We start from the raw sequence: 26467 nt of genomic DNA on the forward strand, positions 1-26467 counted from the left end.
GCCGCCGTCCGCGCGGGCGGTGCGGTGTCCGTGAGGTGCCTCCGTGCCAGCCGCCGGGCTCCGGGACCGTGTCGTCCTGGGGCCCGGCGGGTGCCCTGCGTCCACTGAGTGCCGTTCGGTCCGGCGGGTTCGCTGCGCCGACTGAGTGCCGTTCGGTCCGGCGGGTTCGGTGGGCCCACTGATCCCGTTCGGAGTTAACAGGCCCGTGCGCCCTCGGGGCGGCGGGCAGCGGGTCGTCCGCCCGCACCCGCCTGTCACTCCTCGGGAGGCAGCGGCTCCAGGGGAGGCGTCCGGCCGGGGCGCCCGTGCTGGGCCTCCAGCGGGGGCGCGTGCACGGTGCAGCAGACCTTGCACTCCGGCTGCGCCTTCCCGGCGAGTTCGGGCTTGCGCACCAGCCATGCCGCGGTCAGCGATCCGACCACCAGGACGCCCGCGCAGATCGGCATCGCGCGGTGGAACACCCCGTTGAACTGCGTCGCCGAGCGGTACGCCAGCGGGCCCGCACCCGCCAGCAGCGGCAGCGCGGCCACCGCGAGCAGACCGGCCGCTCGCGCCACCGCGTTGTTGACGCCGCTGGCGATACCGGCGTGCGCGGTGTCCACCGAGGCGAGGACGGTCGCCGTCAGCGGTGCCACCAGCGTGACCATGCCGAGGCCCATCACCAGCAGCGCGGGCAGCACGTCCGCCGGGTACGAGGTGTGCGGCCCCACGCGCAGTATCAGCAGCAGCCCCGCCGCGGAGAACAGCGGGCCGACCGTGAGCGGGATGCGCGGGCCGAGGCGTTCGCCCAGCTGTCCCGACTTGGCGGAGAACAGCAGGAGCAGGGCGGTGGTCGGCAGCAGCGAGATCCCCGCCTTGAACGGCGAGTAGCCCGCGACCACCTGGAGTTGCAGCGCCACGAAGAAGAAGAACCCGCCGAATGCGGCGTACACGCAGACCGTCACCAGGTTGACGGAGGTGAAGAGCCGGGACCTGAACAGCGACGGGGGCAGCATGGCGTTCGGCCGGCGCCGCTCGACCCTGATGAACGCCGCTCCCGCGAGGATGCCGGCCAGCCCGGCCCAGGCGTGCCGCCCGATCAGGCTGTAGGTCACCAGCACCAGGGCCGCGGCGCCCAGCGCCGCCCCCAGGATGTCGAAGCGGCCGGTCGACGTGGGGTCCCGGGACTCGGGCACGTGCCGCAGGGCGATCGGCACGCAGACCAGGGCGAGCGGCACGTTCAGCAGGAACACCCACCGCCAGCCGGGCCCGTCCACCAGCCAGCCGCCGACGAACGGCCCGATCGCCGCGCCCACTCCGCCGAGGCCGGACCACAGCCCCACCGCCCGGGACCGGTCGTCGGGGTGGAAGCTGGCCTGGATCAGGGCGAGCGAGCCGGGGGTGAGCAGGGCGCCGCCGATGCCCTGGAGGGCACGGGCCAGCACCAGCACCACGTCGTCGGGCGTCACGCCGCAGAGCAGCGAACCCGCGGCGAACCAGACCACGCCCACCACGAAGATCCGCCGTCGCCCCAGGTGGTCGCCGAGTGCACCGCCCAGCAGGATCAGGCCGGCAAGGGTGAGCGTGTAGGCGTTGACGATCCATTGCAGCAGCGCCACGTCGGCGTTGAGGTCGCGTCCGATGCGCGGCAGCGCCACATTGACGATCGTCGAGTCCAGCAGGGCCATGCTCGAACCGAGCACCGTGGTCGCGATCACCCAGCGGCCGGTGGCGGAGGAGAGCCTGATGGTGCCCGGGGCGTTGTCGTCCATGCAGGGATCATCGCAGTAGTGCCGGTCCGGTGTGCTGAGCGCCACCGGACCGCTCCCCGGCGGGCGCCGATGGCGGTCGCCGCCCGTGGGCCCGGGCGGTAGCGGCCCGGGCCGGCCCCCCGGCCGCCGGGCGGTGGCGGCGGAGGAACCGGTCAACTCCCCGCAGGCAGGGACCAGGTCGGCACCACTCCGGCGTGGTGGCAGGTCAGGAAGTAGAGCGGGATGGGCGGGGTGTAGGGCGAGTCGTCGGTGGGGTGGTGGATCAGCCGCGGCGCGTCGGTCCGGGCGGCCGCGCTCGGGCCCGGGACGCTCACGTAGCCGCCGGGCGCGTACCGCGTGAACGACGGCCACTTGACATCGATGTCAGACCCGGCGGGCACGATCCACCACCACTGGTCCCCGAGGGCGTAGATGCAGCCCACGGTAGGCAGGGACATGACGATCCGTCGGCCGCGTTCCGCGGGCATGCCGACCGCGTCGTAGCCGAGGCTGGCGTAGAACCGTGCCGGAATGGCCAGGCGTGTGCGGTTTCCGTGCTCCAGGAGCTGGGTCATGGGCGGTCACCATCGGGGAAGGTGAAGCGTTCGCTGTATTCCATGGCGCGGGGCCTTCCGGGCGGGGAGGGGACGAGGCGGGGGAGGGGTGCGGGCCGGGCCGGTGCGGGCGCGGCCGCGGGGGGTCGGGCGGACGTCAGTGGCAGCTCGGCCCAGACCGTGCGTCCGGGGCCGCCCGGGTTCTGCCGGACGCCCCAGGTGCTGCTGAGCGCGCCGACGAGGACGAGACCGCGGCCGCGTTCGTCCTCGTGGGCCGGGGAGCGGGGGTGCGGGGTCGCCGCGCCGCCGCCCTGGTCCTGGACCTCGATGCGCAGGCCGGTCCTGCCCGCGCGGAGCCGGCAGACGACCTGGCTGCCCGTGGTGTGCGCGATCGCGTTGGTGACCAGTTCGGAGATCACCAGGACGGCGTCCTCCGCGACCTCGGGGCTCAGCCGCCGCTCCCGCAGGAGCCGGCGCGCGCCGGCGCGCGCTCTGGCCACCGATGCGGCGACCGCCGGCAGGCGGAGGACGACGGCCCGGTGGCGGGTGCCGTCGCAGGGGGTGGAGGCCGACGGCAAGTCAAGGGCGGGGGGAGCCACGTCTGCTGCCTTTCATCTGCCTGCGCACCAGGGGTGCCGGTCCGCATCGCCTGGTGGCTGTCGGCGGACCGCACGGGAGACACCCGCATGTTCGGGCCACCCTCCTACGGGGGGCCGGTGCGGCCGTGCCCTCCGCGCAACTCCGGCCGGAACAACGCCGAGTCGCCGTGATGACTCCTCACATCGCCTGTGTGCTGCCGGGACTGGTCACCAGGCGGTGACTGTACGTCCACTGTGCCACCTGCAATAAGCGAGCTGCAATAGATAGATTGCAAATTGCAAGTCGCCAGGTGCATGCTGCTCTGGGCAAAGGTTGATCGTGACAGACTGCGACGGCGGGCCCGGGCACTGGAGGTGGGACGTGACGGCGGAAACCGCGTGGGGAGGCGCTCCCCCCGTCCTCCGCAGGATCCTCGGCAGGCAGTTGGAGGAGCTCCGGACCAGCGCCGGTCTGACGTACGAACAGGCCGGGACTGCCATCGGCGTGAGTCATTCGACGATCCGCAGGCTGGAAGCCGCGAAGGTGGCTCGATTTAGGCTTGCCGACGTCGAGAAGCTGCTCCAGACGTACGGCGTCGCGGACCAGCACGAGATCGACACCTTCCTGAAGTCCGTCCGGGAGGCCAACAAGCAGGGCTGGTGGCACACCTACCGGGACGTGATGCCGGACTGGTTCGCGGCCTACCTCAGCCTGGAGCAGGCGGCGTTGCAGATCCGTGCCTACGAGCCCGAGTTCGTTCACGGGCTGTTGCAGACGGAGAGTTACGCCCGTGCGCTGCTCGGTGCCGGAAACCCGCACGCCCCTGCGGAGGCCACGGAGCGCATGGTCGCCCTGCGGATGCAGCGCCAGGAGCTGCTGACCCGCCCGGCGCCGCCGCGGCTGTGGGTCGTGATGGACGAGACGGTGCTGAGGTGGCCGGTGGGCGGTCCCGCGGTGATGCGCGAGCAGATCGACCATCTGGTCGAGGTCAACACCATGCCCCATGTCACCTTGCAGATCATGCCGTTCGAGAACGGACCGCATCCGGCGATGCGGGCCGGTGCGTTCCATGTCTTCCGGTTCAAGGCCTCCGAGCTGCCGGACGTCGTCTACCTCAACGGCCTCGTCGGGGCCGTCTATCTGGACAAGGACGACGACGTGGTGGTGTACCGCGAGGCCCTGGACCGGCTGGGTGCCCAGTCGGTACCCGCCCGCAAGACCGAGGCCGTCCTCGGCGCAATTCGCAAGGAGCTCTAGTGCACCACCAGACAGGCAGCGGCATGCCGCACCGGGATCCCATACGCAACGGCATGCCGTCCCGGGACCTCGGCACACAGGGCTGGCGCAAGCCGTGGAGCGACGACGCGGGCGGCGCGTGCGTCGAGGCGATGAAGCTGGGCGACGGGCGGGTCGCGCTGCGCCAGTCGTCCGACCCGGACGGGCCCGCGCTGGTCTTCACGCCGAGGGAGATGTCGAGTTTCCTGGCGGGCGTGAAGGAGGGCGACGCCGACTTCCTGTGCTAGTACCGTCCCGGGGCCCTCGCGGGTCCCGGGGCATCCACCCTCTTCCGTGCCGCCCGGCGCGGGGGGATCGGACACCACAGCCTGACGACCTGATGGGAGGGGCGGCGTGCGAGACAACGGATGGCCGGCCGACCGTATCGACACCGAGAGCGCGCATTCGGCGCGCATCTACGACTACATCCTCGGCGGCAAGGACTTCTACCCCGCTGACAAGGAGGCGGGCGACGCCATGGCCCGCGAGTGGCCGGCGCTGCCCGTCCACATGCGGGCCAACCGCGACTTCATGAACCGCGCGGTGCGCTACCTGGCGGAGGAGGCCGGCGTGCGCCAGTTCCTCGACATCGGCACCGGCATCCCGACCTCGCCCAACCTGCACGAGATAGCCCAGTCCGTCGCCCCGGACTCGCGCGTCGTGTACGTCGACAACGACCCGATCGTCCTCACCCTGTCCCAGGGGCTGCTCTCCAGCACCCCGGAGGGGAAGACGGCCTACGTCGAGGCCGACATGACCGACCCCGGCACGATCCTGGCCGCGCCCGAGATCCGCGACACCCTCGACGTCGACCGTCCCGTGGCGCTGACGGTGATCGCCATCGTGCACTTCGTCCTCGACAAGGACGACGCCCGCGGGATCGTCAGCCGGCTGATGGAGCCGCTGCCCTCCGGCAGCTACCTGGCGATGTCCATCGGCACCGCCGACTTCGCGCCGGACGAGGTGGCGCGGGTGGCCCGCGAGTACGCGGCGCGCAACATGCCGATGCGGCTGCGCACGCATGTCGAGGCGGAGCAGTTCTTCGACGGCATGGAGCTGGTCGACCCCGGTGTCGTCCAGGTCCACAAGTGGCACCCGGACGGCAGCGAGACCGAGCCCATCAGGGACGAGGACATCGCCATGTACGGGGCCGTCGCCCGCAAACTCTGAGAACCGCGCGCCGGGCCGCCCGACCCCCTTCTCAGGGGGCCGAAGGCCCGGCTGTGGCCTATTCATCGGAGCCCTCGTATCCGGACCGCCGGAGACGAGGGCTCTGGCATGTCGCCGTCCAGGACTGTCGAGGCCGTCAGGAGCAACCTCCGCGAGGGGCAAAGACCCGGTGAAATCACTGGTGTTCGCGGGTCGGGCCCGGGGTTGCGCCAAGGGTGCCCGGGGCCTTGACGACCCCCTTGGTCCAGTCCACCATGAGTCGTCATAGCTCCGATGTTTCCCGGGAGCAAGAGAGGGCTTGGCTCTCCATGGAGCCCTGCTTCCCCGAGCCCTCGCACCCCTTGCCTCCCGTCCGGGACCACGGTGTCCGCTCAGGTGGTCCCGCCGCTCCACCCCTGACCGAGCCGTGTCCTCGGGGTTCCCCCGAACGGCACGGGCCCCCACCGGCAGTCCCGGCCCCGGCGGTGCCGCGCGCTCGCCCGCCGCCGTGGCCGTGGCCCAGGAAGGAAACCGTCGACGTGTCAGAAAACTCCGTTCCACGCCGCGTCAGCCGTCGGACGTTACTCGGCTCGGCGGCCGCGGCCGCACTCACCACACCCCTGGTGTACGGGCAGTTGACGTCCGGAGCGGCCAGGGCGTCCGCCGCACCCCGGGCGACCACGCTCTGGCACCCGGACCCGTCCTCCGACGGCCTGGACGCCTTCGAGGGCATCGAGGCCGACCGCGTGGGCGAGCACCCCGACCGGAAGTACGTCGTCGTGGAGGACGACCACTACCGCTTCAACATCTGGAAGGACGACCGGGACTCGACCGGCGGCGGCGACCGCCAGCGCACCGAGTCCAAGGGCATGGTCCAGGACGGCGACGCCCTGAAGATGACCGACGGCCAGACGTGGACGCTCTCCTACGAGATGTTCATGCCGACCTCGCTGCACGGGACCAGCAAGTTCACGCACATCTTCCAGACGAAGACCCCCGCCGACAACGGCGGCCCCTACATCACGCTCGACCTCGGCCGCAGCGGCAGCAAGGAGCTGCTGCGCGCCCGGGCCTACGCCAACTCCGGGTCGCCCGACATCGCCTCGACCGACCTGGCGCCGCTGCGCAACAAGTGGATCACCATCGAGTGGACCTTCACGATCGGCTCGTCCGGCAAGGCGGCCTTCGTGTGCCGCAGCGGCACGGGCTCCGGCGCTCCCGTCGCCGTCCAGGGCAGCATGTCAGGGGTGAAGATGCCCGACCAGGACGACTACCAGCGGCCCAAGTGGGGCATCTACCGCTCCGTCGAGAGCGCCTCGTCGGACATCCTCGACACCTACCTGCTCTTCAGGAACTACCGGGCGTCCAGGTAGCCGGAGGATCGCAGGTCCGCCCGGCAGGCCCAGCCGCGGTCTCCCCGGCCGCCACCGGGGAGGCCGCGTTCCGGGGTGCCCTCCGCCGCCGTGGGCAGCGGCGTTCCACGCGTCCACTCCCGCCCGTCCGGGCCGCTGCCGCCCGCGGCCTCAGCCTCGGGCGTAGTGGGACGCCATCGCGTGGAAGACCTTCTTGGGCTCCCAGCGGGTCTCGTCGAGCATCCGGACCACGCCGTACGAGGCGATGTCCCGCTCGTTCGGCTTGCCGTAGTCGGCGAAGGTGAACCAGAGCGCGGTGTCGACGCCCTCCTCCTCCAGGATGGAGAGCAGCTCGGCGAGGTACCGCACCTGCTCGTCCTCGTCGGGCACCGCGTCCTGGGGCGGCTGCCACGCCATGCCGCCGCGCAGGCCCGCGCCCCGGTAGGCGCAGGTGCCGAACTCGGTGACGGCGACGGGCTTGCCGTGCCCGAGGAACTGGCGCAGGCGGGCACGGAACTCGCTGTCGTCACCCGTGCGGTAGGCGTCCACGCCCACGACGTCGAACGGTGCCCAGTCGACGGACTCCCAGGGGCCCGCGGCATAGCCGACCCGGCCGCCGAACCGCTCCCGGGCGCTCGCGCACGCCTCGGCCAGGAAGGAGTTCACCCTCTCCTCGACGGGGCCGAGGGACATCCACCAGTCCAGGTCCGCCGAGGCCATCCGGGCAAGGCGGTCCCGGTGCCCGTCACCGGGCAGGAAGCCGTCGACGAAGGCGCTGACCTCGCACCCCGTCACGTACACCACCTCCGCGCCCGTCCGCCGTACCGCCTCGGCCCGGACGGCGCAGTCCGCGAAGAGCTCCAGCGCCCGACCGGGCGGCAGGTCCAGCGGGAACGGGGCCATCCAGACCTCCAGGCCCGCCTCGGCCGCGTACCGGGCCGCCGTCTCCAGCCGCTCCGGATCGCCGCCGGAGACCCGGACCGCGTCGCAGTGCAGCTCCCGGGCGATCACCGCCATCTCGTGCCGCACGGTCCCGGGGTCGAACGACGCCCGGGTGCCGGGGAAGATCCCGGTGTCGTAGTTGATGCCTCGGGCGCGCAAGGTCACCGCTCCTTGTCGTGGTCGTGGTCGTGGTCGTGGTGTTGGCTGTCGCGGTTGTGCCCGTGGTAGTGCTTGCCGTCGTGCCCGTGTTGCAGCAGGTCGAAGGCGACCTCCACGTCCTCGGCCAGGGCGCGCAGCGCTTCCCCGCCCGGGACGCCGTCCATCAGCCGCTGGAAGAAGGACTCCTGGAGGGTGAGCTGTGACGCCGTGATCTGCGCCGCCATCAGAGCCGCCGTGCGCGGCCCGAACTCTCCGGCCAGTTCCCGCGCCAGCGACTGCCGCTGCTGGTACAGCAGGCGGTCCGCCGCGCCGGTGAGCGCCGGGCTGGCCGCGATCACCCTGGCCTGCGCGGTCAGCTCCGCCCAGTCCGCGTCCTCGGGCCGGCCCGCGGCCAGGGTGCGGAAGTGCGTCCGCAGCGCCTGAAGCGGTGCCTGGCCCCGGGGGCGGCCGGCGACCACCGCCGCCAGGTCGTCGTCAGCCACGCCTTCGAGGGCCAGTGACTCCTTGGTGGGGAAGTAGCTGAACAGCGTGGCCTTGGCGATCTCCGCGGCGTCTGCGATCTCGTTGACCGTGACCGCGTCGAACCCCCGCTCGGCGAAGAGCCGCCGCGCCACCGCGGCGATCCTCCGCCTCGTCTGTTCCTTCTTGCGTTCACGCAGTCCGGTCATGGGGGCCACTATAACCATACCGAGTACAAAATCAAACCGGGTATGGAAAATGAGCCGGGAGAGAGGAACTAGGAGAAGAGAGGAACTAGGAGAGAGGAACTAGAGGGGAAGGGGAGAGGAACCCCAGCGGAAGAAGGGAGACCGGGCGCCGATCCACCGGCGCCCGGGGTGTCCGTTGGACCACCCGGGCGGCTGAGGGGGTGCGCGACGGCGCGAATGGGGCGAGGCTTGGGGCATGGCTGTCGTACCCCGGGTGATCGTGGCGCCTCCCTCGCCGAGCGGCGGGCGGCGGGTGCGTGTGGACGGTGAGATCCTCGGCCTGGCCTACGGCCTCGGCGACCTGATCGAGTTCCTGCGCCGTGCCGGTCTGGAGACCGTGGACGAGGAGGACCTGCGGCACGGAACCGGCCTGGTCGAATGGCGTGGCGGCGGCCCGGACATCTGGGCGGCCCCGACCTGAGCCATGGCGGCGGGCGGCCCGCGGGCCGGGATCGCTCGCGCAAGGCGTGACTCCCCCGCGATACCTGACCGCTCACGCGATACCTGACCGCTCACGCGATACCTGACCGCTCACGCGACGCCTGACCGCTCACGCGACGCCTGACCGCCCCCGCCGCCGACGCGATCCCGACGTCGAGCGAGCCGGAATCCCGGGGCGACGAGCCCGCGGGCCCTGCGCGGACGTGCGCAGGGCCCGCGAGGCGGTCTTGCCGGTCAGCCCGCCTGTGACCGCCACTGGTCGAAGTTCTTCTGGAACTCCCAGCCGGCGAACTTGTCCCAGTTCACCGACCAGGTCATCAGGCCCCGCAGATCCGGCGAGGTGCCGTGCGGGGTGTAGCTCCCGCAACCGGAACCCGTGGTGAGGCAGTTCAGGGCCGTGTTCACGTCCCCGGGGGTGGTGTAGCCGCCACCGGCGTTGGCGCTGGCGGGCAGGCCGATGGCCACCTGGGACGGGGCGAGTGCCGGGAACACGTTGCCGCTGTCGCCCGCGACCGGGAAGCCGGTGAGCAGCATGTCCGTCATGGCGATGTGGAAGTCGGCGCCGCCCATCGTGTGGTACTGGTCGTCGAGGCCCATGATCGGGCCGGAGTTGTAGTCCTGCACGTGCAGCAGCGTCAGGTCGTCCCGCAGGGCGTAGATCACCGGCAGGTACGCGCCTGCGCGCGGGTCCTGGCCGCCGCTGCCGCCGCCGTAGAACTGGTAGCCGAGCTGCACGAAGAAGGTCTCGGGCGCCATCGTCAGGACGAACCCGCTGCCGTACTTGGCCTTCAGGGTCTTCAGGGCGGAGATCAGGTTCACCACGACGGGGGTCTTCGGGTTCTTGAAGTCGGTGTCACCCGAGTCCAGGGACAGGGAGTGCCCCTCGAAGTCGATGTCCAGGCCGTCCAGGCCCCAGGTGTCGATGATGTCGCTGACCGAGGAGACGAACGCGTCGCGGGCTGCGGTGGTGGTGAGCTGTACCTGACCGTTGGCGCCGCCGATCGAGATCAGCACCTTCTTGCCCTCGGCCTGCTTGGCCTTGATCGCGGCCTTGAAGTCGGCGTCCGACTCGGCATTGGGGCAGTCGGCGGTGGGGCAGCGCGTGAAGTGGATGTCGCCGGAGGTGGGCGAGGTGGGTTCGCCGAAGGCCAGGTCGATGACGTCCCAGCTGTCCGGAACGTCGGCCATCGGCACGTACCCCGAGCCGTTGGCGAAACTGGCGTGCAGGTAGCCGACGAGGGCGTGCGCGGGCAGGTCGGCGGTGGCACCGGCGGCCCGGGCGCCCTGGGTGGACGTGGCCGCGGCGCCGGGTGGGGCCGGCGCGGCGGACGCGGTGGGGACGAGTGCGGTGAGCGCGGCCGCGGGCAGCGCCAAGGCCGCCAGCAGCGTGACCGCGGCCCGCCGGGGGTGGTTCCGGAAGAGTCTCGTCCTGCCGTGCCGTGTCTGCGGGTGGGGGGAGTGGTGACCGGCCATGGTGCTCCTTCGGGCAGCGTGGGGGTGCACGCACCGGCTTTGGCAGGTCCATGCCGTTCAACCGGCGGTGGGGCAGCAGCATAGGAGGACTAGACCAATTCGCCAATAGGTTCAGACCAAATCGAACGGTTCGGGAAGCGGCGGCTTACGCCGTGCTGACGGTGTACGCGTGGTCCCACGGGGCGTCTTCCCCGGTCGGAGCCCCGGCCCCGCGATCCTCGGTGGGTACGCCTCCGCCCAGCGGCCGGGCGGGTGCCGGCGCCCGCCCCGCCCACCGCCCCCGGGAGCACCGCCCATGCCCAAGCCTCCGCAGCCGTCCGGGATCTCGGCACGGCAGAACGTCACGTTCCCCAGCGCCGACACCATGGCGCACGGATACCTGGTACGGCCGCCCGACGGCAGCGGCCCCGGCGTCATCGTGATCCAGGAGTGGTGGGGCCTGGACGACCACATCGCCGACGTCACCGAGCGGCTGGCGAGGGAGGGCTTCGTCGCCCTGGCACCCGACCTGTACGGCGGCCGGGTCGCCCACGACGCCGAGCAGGCGGGGCGGCTGATGCGGGAACTCCCCGTCGGGCACGCCGTGCACCTGCTCTCCGGTGCCGTCGACCACCTGCTGTCGCTCCCGGAGGTCACGTCGTCCACCGTGGGCGCCGTCGGCTTCTGCATGGGCGGCGGTTTCGTGCTGTACCTGGCGGCCGCCGAGCCGAGGGTGAGCGCCGCCGTACCCTTCTACGGCGTCATCCAGGGCGACCTGCCCGATTTCTCCGGGCTGCGGGCCCAGGTGCTCGGCCACTACGGCGAGCGGGACGGCAGCATCCCCGCGGAACGGCTCGACGAGTTGCACCGGGCCATCACCGAGCAGGCCGGCATCGAGCCCGACCTGCGGTTCTACCCGGGTGCCGGCCACGCGTTCTTCAACGACCAGCGGCCCAGCCACCACCGCGACTCCGCCCAGCGCGCCTGGGTCGCCACCATTCCCTTCCTCCACCGGCAGCTCGGCTGAGCCGGAGCCGTGCCGCCGGTGATCGGAGCCCGGCTCCGGCAGCGGACGCCACCGGAGGCCGGTGGACGCCACCGGAGACCGGTGGACACCAGCGGATCCAGCGGGAGGCAGCAGGCCCTAAGCCACCGTCAGCAGCTTCGCGATCCGGTCGGCCAGCTTCTGGATCTGCGTGACCAGCACGTCGTACGTGACCTCGTCCACCGTCGACTTCACGACGCTGAAACCGACCGCGCTCACGGACTCCACGTCGTCCGCGAGGCGCCTGCCCGGCGGGACGGCGATCGGCGCGCCGAAGCAGATCATGCCCGGGACGGTGTCGCCGTCGTCGACGGCGTACCCGTGCGAGCGCACCGCCCGCAGCTCGTCGACGAGCTCGTCCACCGTCTTCGTCACCGGCCCGTACGGGCTCCTGAGCCCCTCGCCGGCCGCGAACAGCGCCCGGACCTCGTCGTCCTTCAGCGTGGACAGCAGCGACTTGCCCGTGGCGGTCAGGGCCGCGGGCAGCCGCATGCCGATCTTCTGGTAGCGGACGGCGATCGGCTTGCTGCCGTGCCGCCGGCCCAGGTAGAGCGTGTCCACGCCGTCGAGCACGGCCAGCACGATCGACTCGTCGGGCAGCCAGGCCGACGCCGCGCAGGCCTCGTTGAACGTCGAGACCAGATCGCTGTCCGCGAGCCGCTTCTGGCTCAGCTCGACGAGGCGCAGGCCCAGCCGGTAGCGCCCGTCGCCGAGCCGGTCCACCAGGCCGGTCGCCGTGAGGCTCGCGCAGACGTTGTGCAGCGAACTCTTCGGCAGCCCGGTCGCCCCGGCCAGCGCGGCGAACCCCAGGGGCTCGTCGGACGCCGCGAGGGCCTCGAGTACCTGCGCCGCCCGCTCGATGGCTGCCATCTCGTCGACTCCGTTCGCCGTGGTGACCCCCGCGCCGGCCGAGGGCGGGACCCCCATGGTCCCTCCTCACACGATCGCCCCCGCCGAGACGTGCACGACCTGGCCGGTGATCTGCCTGCTCTCGGGAGAGCAGAGGAACACGATGGCGCCCGCCACGTCCGCCGGCTCACAGGGGCGGCCGAAGAGGTTGGCGGTGGGTCCGGTACGGGCGCGCTCCGCCCTGGCCGCTTCCGTGTCCGCCGTGCCGTGGATCGCGGAGGCCGTGACGCCCGGCGCCACCGCGTTCACATTGATGCCGCGCGGGGCCAGCTCGCCCGCGAGGGTGCGGGTGAGGGATTCGAGGCCGGCCTTGGCGGCGGCGTAGGCGTGGGAGTACGCGAGCGCCCGGTGCGCCGACGCGGAGCTGACGTTGACGATCCTGCCGCCGTGGACCCCGGCCCGGCCTCCGTGCCCGACCGCCGTCATGTGCGGGACGACGGCGCGGGCGAGGAAGAGGGGCGCCTTGAGGTCGACCGTCTGCACGGTGTCCCACGCGTCCTCCGTCAGCTCTTCGAGGGATCCGCGGGGACCGACGACGCCGGCGCAGTTCACGAGGATGTCCAGGGCCCCCAGCTCTTCGGCGATCCCGTCCACGCACGGCCGCAGGCCCGGGATGTCCGCCAGGTCGCAGGGTGCGGCGAGCGCCCGTCCCGGTGTGGTGTCCTGGATCAGGGCGACGGTGTCGCGGGCCGCGGCGGCGTCCCGGTCCAGGACGGCCACCGACACCCCCTTCGCGGCCAGGGCCACCGCGGTCGCCCGGCCGATTCCGGAGGCGGCGCCGGTGACCAGGGCCGTGCGCGACGCCCAGTCCGAAGGGCCCGCGGGCGGGTTGAGCGCGTGCGGCGCCGGGCGGGGCGTGCCTGTCGGCGGGTCCGGCGGCGTCCGGTCCGGGGCGCGGGCAGGCCGGTCGGCGGTGCCGGTCACGGTCCCGAGGTCCCCGTGCCCGAGGGCGTGCCTCCTGAGCCGTCCGCATCCACCGAGCCGTCCGCCCTCACCGTCCCCGCCGCGACCAGGTCCGCGATCTCCGCGGGCGCGTAGCCGAGCCCGGCGAGGACCGACCCGGTGTCGGCGCCCAGCGCGGGCGGCGGTGTGGCGGTGGGCCGAGAGGACGCCGAGAAGTGCAGGGGAGCGGCGACCAGGCGCACGTCGCCGAGCCCCTCCACCGGAACCGTGAGCACCGCGTCCACCGCCTGGAGCTGGGGCTCCGCGGCGGCCTCCGGGAGGTCGCGCACGGGGGAGTTGGAGACCCCCGCCGCGTCGAGGCGGGCCACGCAGTCCGCGGTGGACAGCCGCCCGGTCGCCTCCGAGAGCGCCGCGACCAGCTCCGGGCGGTGCGCGTAGCGGTCCCTGAGGGTCGCGAACCGCGGGTCCTCGGCGCACTCCGGGATGTCCAGCGCGGTGCACAGCCGCCGCCACGCGCGCTCGTTGGACGAGGTGACGCACACCCAGCCGTCGGACGTGCGGAACGCCTGGTTGGGCAGCCCCAGGCCGTTGGCCGTGCCCATCGGGCGCGGCACGGTGCCGTTCAGCCAGTAGTCGACGTAGAAGTAGTTGAGGGTGTTGAGCTGCGCCTCGAACATCGACGTCGCCACGTGCTGGCCGGCTCCCGACTGCTCGCGCTCCCGCAGCGCCGCGAGGACGCCGACCGCCGCGAACATCCCGGCCATCAGGTCGCCGAGCGGCGCCGGGGTCCGCACGGGCGGGCGGTCCGGCTCGCCGGTCATGCTGAGCAGCCCGCTGAGTGCCTGGACGGACAGGTCGTTGGCGGCCCGGTTCGCCAGCGGGCCGGTGCCGCCGAAGCCGGTGATCGAGCAGTAGACCAGGGCCGGGTTGCCCACCGCCACCTCGTCGTACCCGAGGCCGAGGCGGTCCATCACGCCCGGCCTGAAGTTCTCCACGAGGACGTCGGCCGTGTCGATCAGCCGGCGTGCCACGGCCCGGCCCGCGGGGTCCTTGAGGTCGACGGCGACGCTCTTCTTGGTGTGGTTCATGGCGAGGAACGGCGGTCCGGGGCTCGCCGGATCGGGGCGGTTGCCGTAGTCCCGGGCCTCGTCGCCGCCGTCGGGGCGCTCGACCTTGACCACCTCTGCGCCCAGCGCGGCCAGCAACTGGGTGGCGAAGGGACCCGAGAAGACCCGGGTGAAGTCCACCACCCGCAGGCCGTCGAGCGGAGCGCCCCGCCCGGCGGAGCCGCCCTGGGTCGCGGCCGGCCCGGGACCCGTGCCGAAGGGCTCCCTACGGCCGGCGCCGTCCCGGACCGCACCGGACTCCGCCGCCTCACGCATAGTCCGGCTTCCGCTTCTCGAAGAACGCACGGGCGCTCTCCCGCGCATGGGGGTGGTCGGCGAGGCTCCCGGTCAGGGTCTGCTCGTACCGGTAGCCTTCCTCGACGTTGAGCCCGGACAGCTCGATGTGGTTGAGGCCGCGCTTGAGGACCGGCAGGGCCGCGGGGGACTTCTCCGCCAGCGTGGTCGCGAGGCCCAGCACCGCGTCCGCCAGCTCCGCGGACGCCACCACCCGGCAGGCGCCGCCGACCCGTTGGAGGTCGGCGGCGGTCAGGGCGGTCCCCGTGTAGGCGAGGTAGCGCACGAGCTGTTCCGGAACCAGGCGGGCCAGGTGCCGCGCGCCGCCCAGCACTCCGACGTCGATCTCGGGCAGCCGGAACACCGCGTCCTCGGCGGCCACCACCAGGTCGACGGAGCCGAGCAGCCCGACTCCGGCGCCGACCGCGGCGGCCTGCACCCCCGCGACGACCGGGACCCGGCACCGGTAGATGGCGGAGAACGCCTCCCGCACCAGCCGGGAGTGCCGCTCGTGGTAGCCGGGGTCCTCGGGGTGCTGGAGCGAGAAGCTGTGGATGTCGGTGCCGCCGCAGAAGGCCCGGGTGCCGGCGGAGGTGAGCGTCGCGGCCCGCACGTCCTGGTCGTCGGTGATCCGGGTGAAGGCGGCGGCCAGTTCGCGGTAGGTGTCGTCGTCGAGGGCGTTGACGGGGGGCCTGTCGATCACGACGGACGCGATGTGGTCCTTGGTCGAGTAGTGCAGGGTCACGTTCGGTGCCTCCTGAGTTCCACATCTCGAACTCTGTTCAGACATCTCTCCGGCTCACCATGGCATACCTCGGTCGCGCTGTCGATCGGCTCGGTGCGGTGTGCATCCGGGGCGTGCACGGGCCTTGTCACCCCGGAGAAGCGTCGCTAGCGTGCCGAACGCAAACGCCAGGAAGAGCGCGGTGGGAACCGGCGGGAACCCGGCGGGAGTCGGCTGGAACCGGAGGGGGCTCGAAGAGTGCCTTGGCCGGGGCTTGTTGTGAACTTAGTTCCATATCTGGAACGCGTGGGAACGCGCGGTGGCGTGGCTCCGTGAGGGGCGGGTGGCCTGCCTGCCCCGGCCCGCCGCACGCGCCCTGAGGAGGCGGGAAGCCTCCGCGGCACGATCCTCGACGGCAAGGGCCTTCCATGACAATCGCACACACTCTGGACGCGGCGGAGCTGGGCCGGTTCCGGCGCAAGGTCACCGCCCTGTCGTCCTACGGCATGTTCCTCGACGGCTTCGACCTCACCGTCATCGCGGTCGCGCTGCCCGTCCTCGAGGAGCAGTGGCACATCTCGGGGAGCACGCTCGGCCTGGTCAGCGCGTCGGCGCTGATCGGCATGTTCGTCGGCGCGCTGTCGTTCGGGTGGCTGACGGACCGTATCGGCCGCAAGAGCGTCTACACGCTCGACCTGGTGGCGTTCGTGGTGTTCGCCCTGCTGACGGCGGTGGCGCAGGACGTCTGGCAACTCGTCGCCTTCCGCTTCCTGCTGGGCATCGCGGTGGGTGCCGACTATCCCATCTCCTCCTCGCTGACCGCGGAGTTCGCCGCCACCCGGTCGCGCGGCCGGCACATGGCGCTGATGTCCATGGCGTACGGGGCGGGAGCCGTCGTCGCCTATCTGATGGGCATCGCCTTCTCCGGGTTCGGGGCCTCGTCCTGGCGGTGGATGCTGCTGGTGGGGGCGGCCTTCGCGGTGGTGGTGGCGATCGCGCGCTCGACCCTGCCGGAGTCGCCGCGCTGGCTGAGCTCGAAGGGCCGTGAGGGCGAGGCGGCACGCATCCTGGACGGGCTGACGGCGGGCACGGGTCCGGGCACGGGTCCGGGCGCGGGCGAGGCCCGACCCGCGGGTGCGACGGTCGGTGCAGGCGCGGCGGACAAGGCGCGCGATGCGGACGGTACGGGTGCGCCGGGCACCGCGGGCGCGGCGCACGGTGCATCTGATGGGGCCGATGTGCCCGTCGGGACTGATGTGCCCGCCGGGGCCGATGTGCCCGCCGGGGCCGATGTGCCCGTCGGGACCGGCGCGCCCGGCCCCGACGCGCACCGGATCTCCGAGCTCTTCTCCCGGCGGTTCCTCCGCCTCACCGTCTTCGTCTGCGTCTTCTACTTCTGCTTCGCCGTGGCCTTCTACGGGGTGCAGCTGTACACGCCGACGATCGTGGGCGGGCTGACAGGCAGCTCCGACGCGCTGGCGGCGGTCGGTTCCGCCTCCGTGTCGTTCGTCGGGATCATCGGCATGCTCACCGGCTCCTGGCTGGTCGAGGCATGGGGCCGGCGGCCGAGCGTGATCCTCGGCATGTGCGGGCAGGCGGGCCTGCTCGCCCTGCTGGCGGTGCTCTCCCACGCGCCGTTCGCGGGGGTCGTGGTGATGTTCGCCGTGGGCCTGCTGTTCGCGAACGTGGGCCCCGGCATCATGATTCTCCTCTATCCGAGCGAGCTGTTCCCCACGGCGCTGCGCGGCACCGCCGTGGGCCTGAGCGTGGGGGCCAGCCGGATCGGCGCCATCCTGGGCGTCTTCGTCTTCCCGGGGCTGGTCGACGCCTGGGGTCTGCACCGCGCGCTGTGGCTGTTCGCCGTGACGGCCGGGACGGGCGCGGTCGTCTGCGTCTTCCTCGCCCCCGAGACACGGGGACGGGTCCTGGAGGAGGTGGCCCAGGACGGCGCGGAGGGCGCCGATAACTGACGCCCCATCAGGCATTCCCCCATGCAAACGCGTCGCCGTTCCGTTGGCGCATAACGGCTGCACGACTCTTGACGCGCGCGAATCACCGATGGTCGAATCAAATCAAAGGTTAGATGGTTAGGCCATCACTGATCCGGTGTAGCACCCGTACCACCTCGAAGAACGCCAGCCGGGCCCCCCGCCCCCTGGAGCCGTTCACGCAGTCGCGGCTGGCCGTGTCTGTAAACCAGAGTCGAGAACGGGACACTCGATGCGCGATCACACCTGTGCACATGCCGGCACCGTCCCCGAGAGAGCCAGCCGAACCCCCCGTCGCCGCCCCCTGGCGCACCGCGTACTCCACTTCCTGGGGCGCCGCGGACTGCGGACCCCGCTGGCGGTCCTGCTCATCGCGACCGTGTCCACGGCCTGCGCCGACCTGTCGAACGGAGCCACCCGCAAGGCTCCCGACGGCACGACGCAGGTCACCATCGGAAAGGCCGTGGACACGGTCGGCTTCACCACCGTGGACGTGGCCCAGGAGAAGGGCTACTTCGCCAAGGAGGGGGTGAGCGCCAAGCAGGAGCTGCTCGGCGGCAGCAGCACCGCCTTCGCCGCGCTCCAGAGCGGCAGCGTCCAGTTCGTCACGGCCTCCTCCACCGCGCTGCTGAGCGCCAAGACCAAGCACGTGCCGCTCCAGGCCGTCACCTCACTGGACTACGGGGTGTCCCTGCAACTGGCCGCCTCCAAGAGCTGGACCAAGGCACACCACCTCTCCCCGAAGCAGCCGCTGAAGACGGTGATGCGGGGCCTGACCGGGGGCACGCTGGGCGTCGTGTCCACCACGGACCTGACGTACTACCACTACCTGATGAAGCAGGCAGGGGTGGACCAGGACCAGTTCAAGACCATCGTGATCAAGACCCAGGCGGCCGCGCTGGCCGCCGTGCAGCACGGGCAGATCGACGCCTTCCTGGTCTCGCCCCCCAACAGCTACTTCGCCCAGTCGCAGGGGCAGGCGCAGATCATCGCGACCCTGCACTCCGTGCCCGCGCTGAAGAACATGACCTACGACGTGCTGGTCACGTCCGCCACGTACGCCAAGGCGCACCCCGACGTGGTCAAGTCGGTCGCGACCGCGATGGCGCGGGCGGACAACACCATGGCCCAGGACCCCGAATCGGTCCTGGACGTGGAGCGCGAGCACTATCCCAAGATGAGCGACGACGTCCTGCTCCAGAGCCTGAAGTACGTCACCTTCGCCCCCGACGGGAAGATGACCCCGGACGGCTGGCGGGCGGTCCGCGAGCAGGCCGAGGCGAGCGACGTGCCCGACGCGTCCTCCGTGAACGTCGACGAGAACCAGGGGACCTGGTCCAACGACTACATCGTGACCGGCAGGCTGCACGCCTCCGGCTCCGGATCCGCGTCCCCTTCCGGCTCGGGCCACTGATCCGCCGGCACGCTCCGAGGCGATCCGTCCTGCCCCATGGCTCCCGGGGCCGCTCCTGACCGGCACCGGCACCTCGGCATGCCTCCCGCCGCCGGCTGCTCCGACCGTTCCGACGCACCGTCACCCCGGTCGTCCCGACCTGCCATCCACGCGAACAGGTGATCTGCATGCAGACGGAAAACGCCCGACCAGGACCGGAGGGCACCACCACGACGCTGACGGACCCCGCCCCCGAAGACCACGCGGTCCGCTTCGACGACGTCTCCCTGGTGTTCCACAGCCGCCGGAACTCCAGCCCGGTCCAGGCACTGCACGAGGTGTCGTTCGACGTGCGGGAACGCGAGTTCTGCGCGATCGTCGGCCCCAGCGGGTGCGGCAAGAGCACCCTGCTGAACCTGGTGGCGGGCCTGACCCGGCCGTCGTCCGGGCGGATCCAGGTGCACGGCAGGACGGTCACCGGGCTGGTTCCCGACATCGGCTACGTGACCCAGGACTCCAACCTGCTGCCCTGGCTGACGGTGGACGGGAACATCCGCCTGCCGTTGCAGATCAGGAAGGTGCCCGCCGAGGACCAGGACCGGCTCGTCGACAAGTGGATCGAGCTGGTCGGCCTCGGGCAGTTCCGCACCAGCTACCCCCACCAGCTGTCGGGCGGCATGCAGAAGCGGTGCTCGATCGCCCGCACCCTGGTCTACGACCCGCCGATCCTGCTGATGGACGAGCCCTTCGGCGCGCTGGACGCCATGACGAAGGCCGTCATGCAGGACACGCTGCTCGACATCTGGGACGCCCATCAGAAGACGGTCCTGTTCGTGACGCACGACCTCTCCGAGGCGCTCACCCTCGCCGACCGGGTGATCGTGATGAGCCGGCGCCCCGGCCGGGTGAAGGCGGCCTCCCCGGTGGGGATACCGCGGCCCCGCGACGTCTTCCACATCTCCGAACTGCGCGAGTTCGCCGAGCAGCACCGCGTCCTGTGGGACATGTTCGCCGCCGAGATCTCGATGGGAGGACTCCCGAAATGAGCGCATCCGCAGGCCTGGTCCCCGAGGAGGACACCGCCACGGTCTCCACCGCGGCCCGCGCCGTCGAGCGGCAGCACCGCTCAGGCCCCGCCTGGGGCACCTGGATCCTCAGGGTGCTGGTGTTCGTGGTCGTCCTCGGACTGTGGCAGCTGGCCGACAACCGCGTCCTGCCCGACTACCTGATCAGCAGTCCCACCCAGGTGGCGAGGACCCTGTGGGAGTACGCCACGGGCGTCCAGTCGGGCCTGTGGACGGACATCCGCGTCACCGGCGAGGAACTGCTCCTCGGCTACGCCGTGGGGGTCGTCGGCGGGCTCGCCGTCGGGCTCCTGCTCGGGTACTGGCGCCTCGGCGCCGCCGTCCTGGGCCCCCTCATCGGCGCCGTCAACGGCATCCCGAAGATCGCACTGGCCCCGCTGTTCCTGATCTGGTTCGGCATCGGCGTCCAGTCGAAGATCGCCATCGCGGCCATGACCGTCTTCTTCGTGATGTTCTACAACACCTACATGGGCGTGCTGACCATGCCCGACAACCTGGTGAACGTGCTGCGCGTGATGGGGGCCGGACGCTCCACGATCATCCGCAGGGTGACGTTGCCGCAGATCAGCGTCCCGGTACTGGCGGGCATGAAGTCCTCGGTGTCGTTCGCCATGATCGGCGTGATCGTGGGGGAGTTCATCGCCTCCCAGAACGGCGTCGGATACCTCATCAACACCGCCACCCAGAACTTCGACTCGGCGACCGTGTTCGCCGGGATCGTGGTCCTCATGGTCATGATCGCGATCGGCATGCTGCTGGTCGGCGCGCTCGAACGGTGGGCCCTGCGCTGGCAGCGCGACTAGGACCGCGCCGTCCCCGGCGCGCCGCACGCGACGCGCCGCCCCCTAAGCGGACTCGCCACCACGGTTCGGACAGCGCGAGTTCCTTCCCCCTGGCTCAAGGAGAGGTTCGGCATGGCTGCAGGAGAGACGACGGTAGGGGTGCTGGGCGCCGGCAGGATGGGGTTGCCCATCATCGGCCACCTCGTCCGGCACGGCTTCACCGTGCTGGTGCACGACGTGGACCCCGGCAAGGCGTCCGCGGTGGACGAGCGCGGGGCGCGCTTCGTGCCCTCCACGCAGGAGATCGTCCGGGACTGCGACACCGTGATGGTCTGCGTCGGCTACGAGGAACAGCTCAGGGAGATCATGCTCGGCCCCGACGGCATGCTCGGCGCGCTGCGCGAGGGCGTCGTCGTCGCCGTCCTCAGCACGGTCTCCCCGGACGGCATGGGCACCCTGGCCGAGGCGGCCGGGAAGCACGGGGTGCACGTCGTGGACGCACCGGTCTGCCGCGGCTCCTGGGCGGCCGACGCCGGCGAGCTGCTGTCCCTGCTCGGCGGCACCGAGGAGGCGGTGGCGAGGTTCACCGAGGTAGCCCGCGCCTACTCCGCGGACGTCGTCAGGACCGGTGACATCGGCGCGGGGCAGGTGGCGAAGGCGGTCAACAACCTCATCCTGTGGGCCTGCCTGGTCGCCGACCACGAGGGCCTCGCCCTGGCCCAGCGGCACGGCGTGGACACCGACGTCCTGCGCGAGGCGCTGAAGATGTCCAGCGCCGCCAACCACGCCCTCGACAACTGGAACAACCAGACGATGGCCTGGGCCGAGGACGACATGAAGATCGTCTCGGAGATGGCCGCCGCCACGGGCATCGGCCTGCCCCAGGCCGCGGTCAACCGCGAGATCTGCCGGGTGCTCAAGCCCCGCCGCTACGACCTCGACAGGTACGGCGCGTGAGCGATCCGGGCAGGCACACGCGCTCGCGCGAGAAGGCCGGGCGCCGGGCGCCCACCACGGACGAGGGTCAACGAACAGGGGAGGGGAACTGACATGTCGTCCCTACTGGAGGGCAGGCGCGCCGTCGTCACAGGGGCCGGCCGCAACGTCGGCGCCGCCATCGCGGAACGCTTCGCCCGCGAGGGCGCCCGGACGGTCGTCGCCGACATCGACGGCGAGGCCGCGGCACGCGTCGCCAAGGCACTCAACGACGCCTACCCGGACAGCGCCGTGCCCCTGGCGGCCGACGTCTCCCGGACGGCCGACGTGACCAGGCTCGCCGACACCGCATGGGCGGAGCTCGGGCACATCGACACGCTCGTCAACTGCGTCGCCATCACCGACCGCCCCACCACCGTGCTCGACCTCGCGGACGACCTCTGGCGCAAGGTGCTGGACACCTCGCTGACCTCGGCGTTCCTGACCACGAAGTACGTTGCCGCGAAGATGGTCGCCGAAGGGCAGGGCGGCGTCATCGTGCACATCGGCTCCACGTCCGGGCAGTTCGCCCGGAAGAACGCGCTCGCCTACCCGACCGCCAAGGCCGGGCTGTACGCGCTGGTCCGCTCCCTCGCCGTCCAACTCGGCCCGCACGGCATCCGCGTGAACACGGTCAGCCCCAACAAGGTGGGCTCCCCGGTCGGCACGGACGTCGAGCCGGCGAACCGCGAGCGCCGCAACCTCGTCGGACGCGCCTGCACCCCCGAGGACATCGCCGGCGCGGTCACGTTCATGGTCGGCGGCGAGGCCGGCTTCATCACCGGCACGGACCTCCTCGTCGACGGCGGCGCCCTCATCTCCACCGGCGACTGACGGGGCGGACGGCCCCCTCCACCGGAAGTGCAGCGCGGCAGAGCCGCCCGGTGGCACCGCCCGGCCGGCGGTGCCACCGGCCCCCGCAGGCTTCCCAGCGCGACACGCACGGCGTGCCAAGCGCCTCGACCTCCCAAGAAAGCAGGTCCTCGGCCCATGCCCGATCGCCCCCCGGCCTACCGCGTCGCGACCGACACCGGTGGCACGTTCACCGACTTCGTCGTCTTCGACGAGTCCACCGGCACCTACCGGATCATGAAGGTCCCCTCCAGCCCGCACCAGCCGGACCAGGCCCTCCTCGGGGGTCTTTCGACGCTGGAGGGGCAAGGCGTGCCGCCTGACGGCATCTCGGTCTTCACCCACGGCACGACCGTCGGCACGAACGCGCTGCTGGAGGAGCGGGGCGCCCGGGTGGGACTGGCCGTCACACGGGGGTTCCGCGGGGTCCCCGAGGCCATGCAGCAGTCCCGTCCCTTCGGCCGCTCCATCTTCGACCTCGGCTACGAGAAGCCCGCGCTGCTCGCGGCCCAGAGCGACACCGTGGAGATCGCCGAACGCCTCACCGCGTCCGGCGAGGTACTGGAGCCGGTCTCCGAGGCGACGGTGGCCGAGGCGGTGCGGCGCTTCAGGGACAGCGGTGTCCAGTCCGTCGCCATCTCCCTCCTGTTCTCCTTCATGAACGACGAGCACGAGCAGCGGCTCGCGAGCGCCCTGCGCGAGGCGGCCCCGGACCTGTGGGTGACGACCTCCAGCGAGCTGCTGCCGCAGATACGGGAGTACGTGCGGCTCAGCACGACCGTGATCAACGCCTATGTCTCACCGGTGGTCGGGCAGTACGTCGGCCGGCTCTCGGCCGCGCTGGAGCGCCTGGGCGTCGCCCCGGGCCGCAGGTTCACCATGCAGAGCAACGGCGGCTCCGTGCCCTTCGACCGGACCCCCGACCGGGGCGTCGCCACCATCCTGTCGGGCCCCGCGGGCGGCGTGACGGCCTCGGTGGCGATCGGCCGGGCGGTGGGCATCGACGACCTCATCACCTTCGACATGGGCGGCACCAGCTGCGACGTCTCCCTCATCCAGGGCGGCGAGCCCACGGTCTCCGACCAGAACACCCTGGGCGGCCGGCACATCGCCGTGCCCATGCTGGACATCAACACCGTCAGCGCGGGCGGCGGCACGGTCGCCGTCGTCGACGAGCACGGCTCCCTGCACGTCGGCCCGCGCAGCGCAGGGGCCGTGCCGGGACCCGCCGCGTACGGCAGGGGCGGACGGACGGCGACCGTCACGGACGCGAACGTGGTGCTCGGCTACCTCAACCCGGTCTCGCTGCTGGACGGCGACCTCGCGGTGGACGCCGCCGCCGCGGAGCGCGTCGTCGGCGAGGTGGCCGGCCGGCTCGGCGTCGACACCGTCCGGGCGGCCGACGGCATCGTGCGCGTCGTCAACGTCACGATGGGGCAGGCGATCCGCTCCATCTCCACCGAGCGCGGCTTCGACCTGCGGGACTTCACCCTGGTCGCGTTCGGCGGCGCGGGCCCCCTGCACGCCAGCCAGATCGCCCTCGACCTGGGCATCCCCCGGGTGCTGGTGCCGCCGTCGCCGGGCGCGACCTCGGCGCTCGGCCTGCTGATGTCGGACGTCAAGCACGACCTGGTGCGCAGCAGGCTGTCCGACGTGGCCGAGCTCGACGTCGAGGACGCCAACGAGCTGTTCGAGCAGATGGAGACCGCCGCCGCGAAGCAGCTCTCGCAGGAGGGCTTCCGCAAGGACGAGACGTCCTTCCGCTACTTCCTCGACATGCGCTACAGCGGGCAGGGCTACGAGAACCCGGTGCCCGTGCAGGCCGTACCCCTGACCCGGCAGGACCTCGCCCGCTACCGCCGGGACTTCGACGCCATCCACGAGCAGTGCCACGGCCACGCGGCGCCCGACCAGTCCGTGGAGATCGTCAACTACCGCCTCCAGGCCATCGGCATCGTGCCGCCCGTGTCCCTGCCCACCGTCCCCGCGGCGGACGGCCCCCTCTCCGCGGCCGCGACCGGTTCCCGCCCCGCGTACTTCCCCGACGCCGCGGGCTCGGACACCGGCCGGTACGTGGAGGTGCCGGTGTACGCCAGGGCGCGGCTCGGCGCCGGCCACCGCATCACGGGGCCGGCGGTCGTCGAGCAGTACGACTCCACGGTCGTCGTCTTCCCGGAGCAGCGGGCCGAGGTCGACGGCCACGGCAACCTCCTGATCACCCGTGCCCGGCAGGAAGAAGAGGAGCCCAGCAGGTGAGCGAAGAGTCGACGGGCCGCCGCCTTGGGGCCGGCACCGAGGGGGAGGCCGACGCGATCACCGTCGAGGTGATCCGGCAGAGCCTCATCGGGGTGGTGCAGGAGATGCAGAACTCGCTGTTCTGCACCGGCTACTCCACCATCATCCGCGAGTCGAAGGACGCGAGCTGCGCCATCGCCGACCTGGACGGCCGGGTGGTGGCGCAGTACACGGTGCTGCCGCTGCACCTCGGGGCCTTCCCGGAGACCATCGAGAACATCCTCCGCGCCTACCCGGTGGATCAGATGCGCGACGGCGACGCCTTCCTCGTCAACCACCCCTACTACGGCGGCAGCCCGCACGCCACCGACATGGCGGTTCTCGCGCCCATCGTGGTCGACGGCGAGGTGTTCGGCTTCAGCGGCAGCATCGCCCACAAGTCCGACATCGGCGGGCTCGTGCCGGGCACCAACTCCAGCCAGGCCAGGGAGATCTTCCACGAGGGGCTGATGGTCCCGCCGGTCCGCTACTACCGCGACTTCGCGCCCTCCCCCGAGGTGGACACCCTCCTCAGGGCCAACAGCCGCACCCCCCACCTGGTGCTGGGCGACCTCCGCGGCCAGGTCGGAGCGACCCACCTGGCGGCCGACCGGGTGCGCGCCCTGTGCGCCAAGTACGGCAAGCGGACCCTGGGCACCGCCTCCGCCCGCCTGCTGGCCCTCACGGAACGGCAGATCAGGGCCGCCGTCGCCGGATGGCCCGACGGCCGGTACACCGGAGAGCGGCGGATGCACTCCGAGGGCATGGCCGGCGGCAAGCCGGTGGCCATCCGCGTCGCCGTCACCATCGAGGGCGACCGGATCGACTTCGACTTCACCGGCTCCGACGACCAGATGACGGGCCCCTACAACATCCGCCCGCCGCTGGTGCGCGCGGTGTGCTCCTACGCGCTCAAGTGCCTCGTCGACCCGGAGCTGCCGTCCAACTCGGGGTTCGTCCAGGCGATGACGGCGTCCTTCCGCAGCGGCTCGCTCCTCGACCCGCTGCCGCCCGCCCCGGTCAACACCTACATGCCCGTCGCCGTGGCCACCGCCGAGGCGCTCTTCGACGCGTTCGGCAAGGCCCTCACCGGCGGCCGGATCGCCGAGAGCAGCAGCGGCACCAACGGCACCTTCTCCTACCGGGTCCCCGGCCAGCCGGGACCCAAGGTGCAGTACGAGCTGCCCGCGGGAGCCATGGGGGCCCGCTGGAACAAGGACGGCGTCTCCGCGTCCAAAGTGCACGTCGCCAACGGCGGCCTCACCCCCGTGGAGGTACTGGAAACGGAGTTCCCCGTCCGCATCCAGCGCTTCGAGCTGGTCACCGACTCCGGGGGCCCCGGGCGCTACCGCGGCGGCCTCGGCTACCTGCGCGAGTACCGCGTGCTGGGACCCGCCTCGTTCACCACTCGCAACGGACGCGAGCTCACCCCACCCGCGGGCAGGTCCGGCGGCCTGCCCGGCCGCCCGTCCGTGCTCACCGCCAACCCCGGCACCGACCGTGAGGCCGAGATCACCGTGGAGAACGGCAGCGTGACGCTCGGCCCCGGCGACGTGGTCCGGGTCTGCCAGGCGGGCGGCGGCGGATACGGCGACCCCCGCACCCGCCCCGTCGAGCAGGTGCTCCGCGACGTGCGGGAGGGCTACGTCTCACCGGAGTCGGCCCGGGCGCACTACGGCGTGGCGGTCGTTCCCGCGGCGGCGGGCGGCTGGGAGGCCGACGAGGCGGAGACGGGGCGGCTCAGGGGGGTGGGGGGCTGAGCCGGCGCCCGAGCCGCCGGGCCCGTCGGACTCCCGC

22 protein-coding genes and 2 pseudogenes are annotated in these 26467 nt (G+C 72.0%); 14 read left to right on the plus strand and 10 right to left on the minus strand.

Annotated features, from left to right (window positions below):
• Nucleotides 1-254: 254 nt before the first annotated feature.
• The 3 genes from Sm713_RS20645 to Sm713_RS20655 form a co-directional block, all read right to left on the minus strand.
• Entirely contained in the window at nucleotides 255-1751 is a 1497-nt protein-coding gene (locus tag Sm713_RS20645) for an MFS transporter (RefSeq protein ID WP_212911047.1), read from the minus strand.
• A 152-nt stretch (nucleotides 1752-1903) separates the two neighbouring features.
• Nucleotides 1904-2305, minus strand: a complete 402-nt coding sequence (locus Sm713_RS20650; protein WP_212911048.1) for a hypothetical protein — start codon at nucleotides 2303-2305, stop codon at nucleotides 1904-1906.
• Nucleotides 2302-2883, minus strand: a complete 582-nt coding sequence (locus Sm713_RS20655; RefSeq protein ID WP_212911049.1) for an ATP-binding protein — start codon at nucleotides 2881-2883, stop codon at nucleotides 2302-2304. Before Sm713_RS20655 ends, Sm713_RS20650 begins: the two co-directional genes overlap by 4 nt.
• 361 nt (nucleotides 2884-3244) lie before the next feature.
• Here Sm713_RS20655 and Sm713_RS20660 point away from each other — a divergent pair, with 361 nt between their 5' ends.
• The 4 genes from Sm713_RS20660 to Sm713_RS20675 all read left to right on the plus strand — a co-directional run bounded on the left by Sm713_RS20660 (nucleotide 3245) and on the right by Sm713_RS20675 (nucleotide 6660).
• Nucleotides 3245-4120: a helix-turn-helix transcriptional regulator gene (locus tag Sm713_RS20660; RefSeq protein ID WP_212911050.1), complete on the plus strand. Its 876-nt coding sequence runs from the start codon at nucleotides 3245-3247 to the stop codon at nucleotides 4118-4120.
• A gap of 23 nt (nucleotides 4121-4143) precedes the next feature.
• Entirely contained in the window at nucleotides 4144-4386 is a 243-nt protein-coding gene (locus tag Sm713_RS20665; protein WP_249416646.1) for a DUF397 domain-containing protein, read from the plus strand.
• Between the two features lie 106 nt (nucleotides 4387-4492).
• Complete coding sequence (locus Sm713_RS20670; RefSeq protein ID WP_212911051.1) at nucleotides 4493-5308, plus strand: SAM-dependent methyltransferase; 816 nt, start codon at nucleotides 4493-4495, stop codon at nucleotides 5306-5308.
• A gap of 518 nt (nucleotides 5309-5826) precedes the next feature.
• Entirely contained in the window at nucleotides 5827-6660 is an 834-nt protein-coding gene (locus Sm713_RS20675) for a hypothetical protein (RefSeq protein ID WP_212911052.1), read from the plus strand.
• A gap of 150 nt (nucleotides 6661-6810) precedes the next feature.
• Here Sm713_RS20675 and Sm713_RS20680 read toward each other — a convergent pair whose 3' ends face one another.
• Nucleotides 6811-7746, minus strand: coding sequence for a hypothetical protein (locus Sm713_RS20680; protein WP_374196013.1), 936 nt, complete (start codon nucleotides 7744-7746; stop codon nucleotides 6811-6813).
• Nucleotides 7743-8408 carry a TetR family transcriptional regulator gene (locus Sm713_RS20685; RefSeq protein ID WP_212911054.1) on the minus strand — a complete coding sequence of 222 codons (666 nt, stop codon included), beginning with the start codon at nucleotides 8406-8408 and terminating at the stop codon, nucleotides 7743-7745. Before Sm713_RS20685 ends, Sm713_RS20680 begins: the two co-directional genes overlap by 4 nt.
• Nucleotides 8409-8643: 235 nt before the next feature.
• On the opposite strand from Sm713_RS20685, the gene Sm713_RS20690 reads away from it, so the two are divergent.
• Complete coding sequence (locus Sm713_RS20690; RefSeq protein WP_212911055.1) at nucleotides 8644-8868, plus strand: hypothetical protein; 225 nt, start codon at nucleotides 8644-8646, stop codon at nucleotides 8866-8868.
• 254 nt (nucleotides 8869-9122) lie between these two features.
• Here Sm713_RS20690 and Sm713_RS20695 read toward each other — a convergent pair.
• Nucleotides 9123-10151: pseudogene (locus tag Sm713_RS20695) on the minus strand (chitinase); the annotation flags it as partial.
• 505 nt (nucleotides 10152-10656) lie between these two features.
• Between Sm713_RS20695 and Sm713_RS20700 the strand changes: the two are divergent.
• Nucleotides 10657-11367 carry a dienelactone hydrolase family protein gene (locus tag Sm713_RS20700; protein WP_212911056.1) on the plus strand — a complete coding sequence of 237 codons (711 nt, stop codon included), beginning with the start codon at nucleotides 10657-10659 and terminating at the stop codon, nucleotides 11365-11367.
• Between the two features lie 117 nt (nucleotides 11368-11484).
• On the opposite strand, the gene Sm713_RS20705 is transcribed toward Sm713_RS20700, so the two are convergent.
• From Sm713_RS20705 to Sm713_RS20720, 4 genes are read right to left on the minus strand one after another with little or no spacing between them, the layout of a single operon-like run.
• Nucleotides 11485-12312 (minus strand): IclR family transcriptional regulator, encoded by an 828-nt coding sequence (locus Sm713_RS20705; RefSeq protein ID WP_212911057.1) that lies wholly within the window; start codon nucleotides 12310-12312, stop codon nucleotides 11485-11487.
• 9 nt (nucleotides 12313-12321) lie between these two features.
• Entirely contained in the window at nucleotides 12322-13218 is an 897-nt protein-coding gene (locus Sm713_RS20710; RefSeq protein ID WP_212911058.1) for an SDR family NAD(P)-dependent oxidoreductase, read from the minus strand.
• Nucleotides 13215-14579 (minus strand): CaiB/BaiF CoA-transferase family protein, encoded by a 1365-nt coding sequence (locus Sm713_RS20715; protein ID WP_212911059.1) that lies wholly within the window; start codon nucleotides 14577-14579, stop codon nucleotides 13215-13217. The genes Sm713_RS20710 and Sm713_RS20715 overlap by 4 nt, the downstream gene beginning before the upstream one ends.
• On the minus strand, nucleotides 14572-15342 hold the full coding sequence (locus tag Sm713_RS20720; RefSeq protein ID WP_212911060.1) for an enoyl-CoA hydratase-related protein: 771 nt from the start codon (nucleotides 15340-15342) through the stop codon (nucleotides 14572-14574). The genes Sm713_RS20715 and Sm713_RS20720 overlap by 8 nt, the downstream gene beginning before the upstream one ends.
• Before the next feature lie 407 nt (nucleotides 15343-15749).
• Between Sm713_RS20720 and Sm713_RS20725 the strand changes: the two genes are divergently transcribed.
• The 8 genes and pseudogenes from Sm713_RS20725 (at nucleotide 15750) to Sm713_RS20760 (ending at nucleotide 26430) form a co-directional block, all read left to right on the plus strand.
• On the plus strand, nucleotides 15750-17291 hold the full coding sequence (locus Sm713_RS20725; RefSeq protein ID WP_212911061.1) for an MFS transporter: 1542 nt from the start codon (nucleotides 15750-15752) through the stop codon (nucleotides 17289-17291).
• 397 nt (nucleotides 17292-17688) lie between these two features.
• Complete coding sequence (locus Sm713_RS20730; RefSeq protein WP_212911062.1) at nucleotides 17689-18723, plus strand: ABC transporter substrate-binding protein; 1035 nt, start codon at nucleotides 17689-17691, stop codon at nucleotides 18721-18723.
• 167 nt (nucleotides 18724-18890) lie between these two features.
• Complete coding sequence (locus tag Sm713_RS20735; RefSeq protein WP_212911063.1) at nucleotides 18891-19748, plus strand: ABC transporter ATP-binding protein; 858 nt, start codon at nucleotides 18891-18893, stop codon at nucleotides 19746-19748.
• A complete protein-coding gene (locus Sm713_RS20740; protein WP_212911064.1) occupies nucleotides 19745-20590 on the plus strand; it encodes an ABC transporter permease in 846 nt (281 codons plus the stop codon). The genes Sm713_RS20735 and Sm713_RS20740 overlap by 4 nt, the downstream gene beginning before the upstream one ends.
• Nucleotides 20591-20695: 105 nt before the next feature.
• A pseudogene (locus tag Sm713_RS41725) lies at nucleotides 20696-21526 on the plus strand (NAD(P)-dependent oxidoreductase); the annotation flags it as partial.
• A 93-nt stretch (nucleotides 21527-21619) separates the two neighbouring features.
• On the plus strand, nucleotides 21620-22378 hold the full coding sequence (locus tag Sm713_RS20750; protein ID WP_212911066.1) for an SDR family NAD(P)-dependent oxidoreductase: 759 nt from the start codon (nucleotides 21620-21622) through the stop codon (nucleotides 22376-22378).
• A gap of 156 nt (nucleotides 22379-22534) precedes the next feature.
• Nucleotides 22535-24652 (plus strand): hydantoinase/oxoprolinase family protein, encoded by a 2118-nt coding sequence (locus Sm713_RS20755; RefSeq protein ID WP_212911067.1) that lies wholly within the window; start codon nucleotides 22535-22537, stop codon nucleotides 24650-24652.
• On the plus strand, nucleotides 24649-26430 hold the full coding sequence (locus Sm713_RS20760) for a hydantoinase B/oxoprolinase family protein (RefSeq protein WP_212911068.1): 1782 nt from the start codon (nucleotides 24649-24651) through the stop codon (nucleotides 26428-26430). The genes Sm713_RS20755 and Sm713_RS20760 overlap by 4 nt, the downstream gene beginning before the upstream one ends.
• The last annotated feature ends 37 nt before the right edge of the window (nucleotides 26431-26467 follow it).

Source organism: Streptomyces sp. TS71-3, from assembly GCF_018327685.1.
Lineage (GTDB): Bacteria > Actinomycetota > Actinomycetes > Streptomycetales > Streptomycetaceae > Streptomyces.

Coding starts and splice junctions, on each gene's coding strand:
- Sm713_RS20645 (WP_212911047.1), bottom strand. CDS start 1,751: ATGGACGACAACGCCCCGGGCACCATCAGGCTCTCCTCCGCCACCGGC.
- Sm713_RS20650 (WP_212911048.1), bottom strand. CDS start 2,305: ATGACCCAGCTCCTGGAGCACGGAAACCGCACACGCCTGGCCATTCCG.
- Sm713_RS20665 (WP_249416646.1), top strand. CDS start 4,144: ATGCCGCACCGGGATCCCATACGCAACGGCATGCCGTCCCGGGACCTC.
- Sm713_RS20685 (WP_212911054.1), bottom strand. CDS start 8,408: ATGACCGGACTGCGTGAACGCAAGAAGGAACAGACGAGGCGGAGGATC.
- Sm713_RS20690 (WP_212911055.1), top strand. CDS start 8,644: ATGGCTGTCGTACCCCGGGTGATCGTGGCGCCTCCCTCGCCGAGCGGC.
- Sm713_RS20700 (WP_212911056.1), top strand. CDS start 10,657: ATGCCCAAGCCTCCGCAGCCGTCCGGGATCTCGGCACGGCAGAACGTC.
- Sm713_RS20705 (WP_212911057.1), bottom strand. CDS start 12,312: ATGGGGGTCCCGCCCTCGGCCGGCGCGGGGGTCACCACGGCGAACGGA.
- Sm713_RS20715 (WP_212911059.1), bottom strand. CDS start 14,579: ATGCGTGAGGCGGCGGAGTCCGGTGCGGTCCGGGACGGCGCCGGCCGT.
- Sm713_RS20725 (WP_212911061.1), top strand. CDS start 15,750: ATGACAATCGCACACACTCTGGACGCGGCGGAGCTGGGCCGGTTCCGG.
- Sm713_RS20735 (WP_212911063.1), top strand. CDS start 18,891: ATGCAGACGGAAAACGCCCGACCAGGACCGGAGGGCACCACCACGACG.
- Sm713_RS20740 (WP_212911064.1), top strand. CDS start 19,745: ATGAGCGCATCCGCAGGCCTGGTCCCCGAGGAGGACACCGCCACGGTC.
- Sm713_RS20750 (WP_212911066.1), top strand. CDS start 21,620: ATGTCGTCCCTACTGGAGGGCAGGCGCGCCGTCGTCACAGGGGCCGGC.
- Sm713_RS20755 (WP_212911067.1), top strand. CDS start 22,535: ATGCCCGATCGCCCCCCGGCCTACCGCGTCGCGACCGACACCGGTGGC.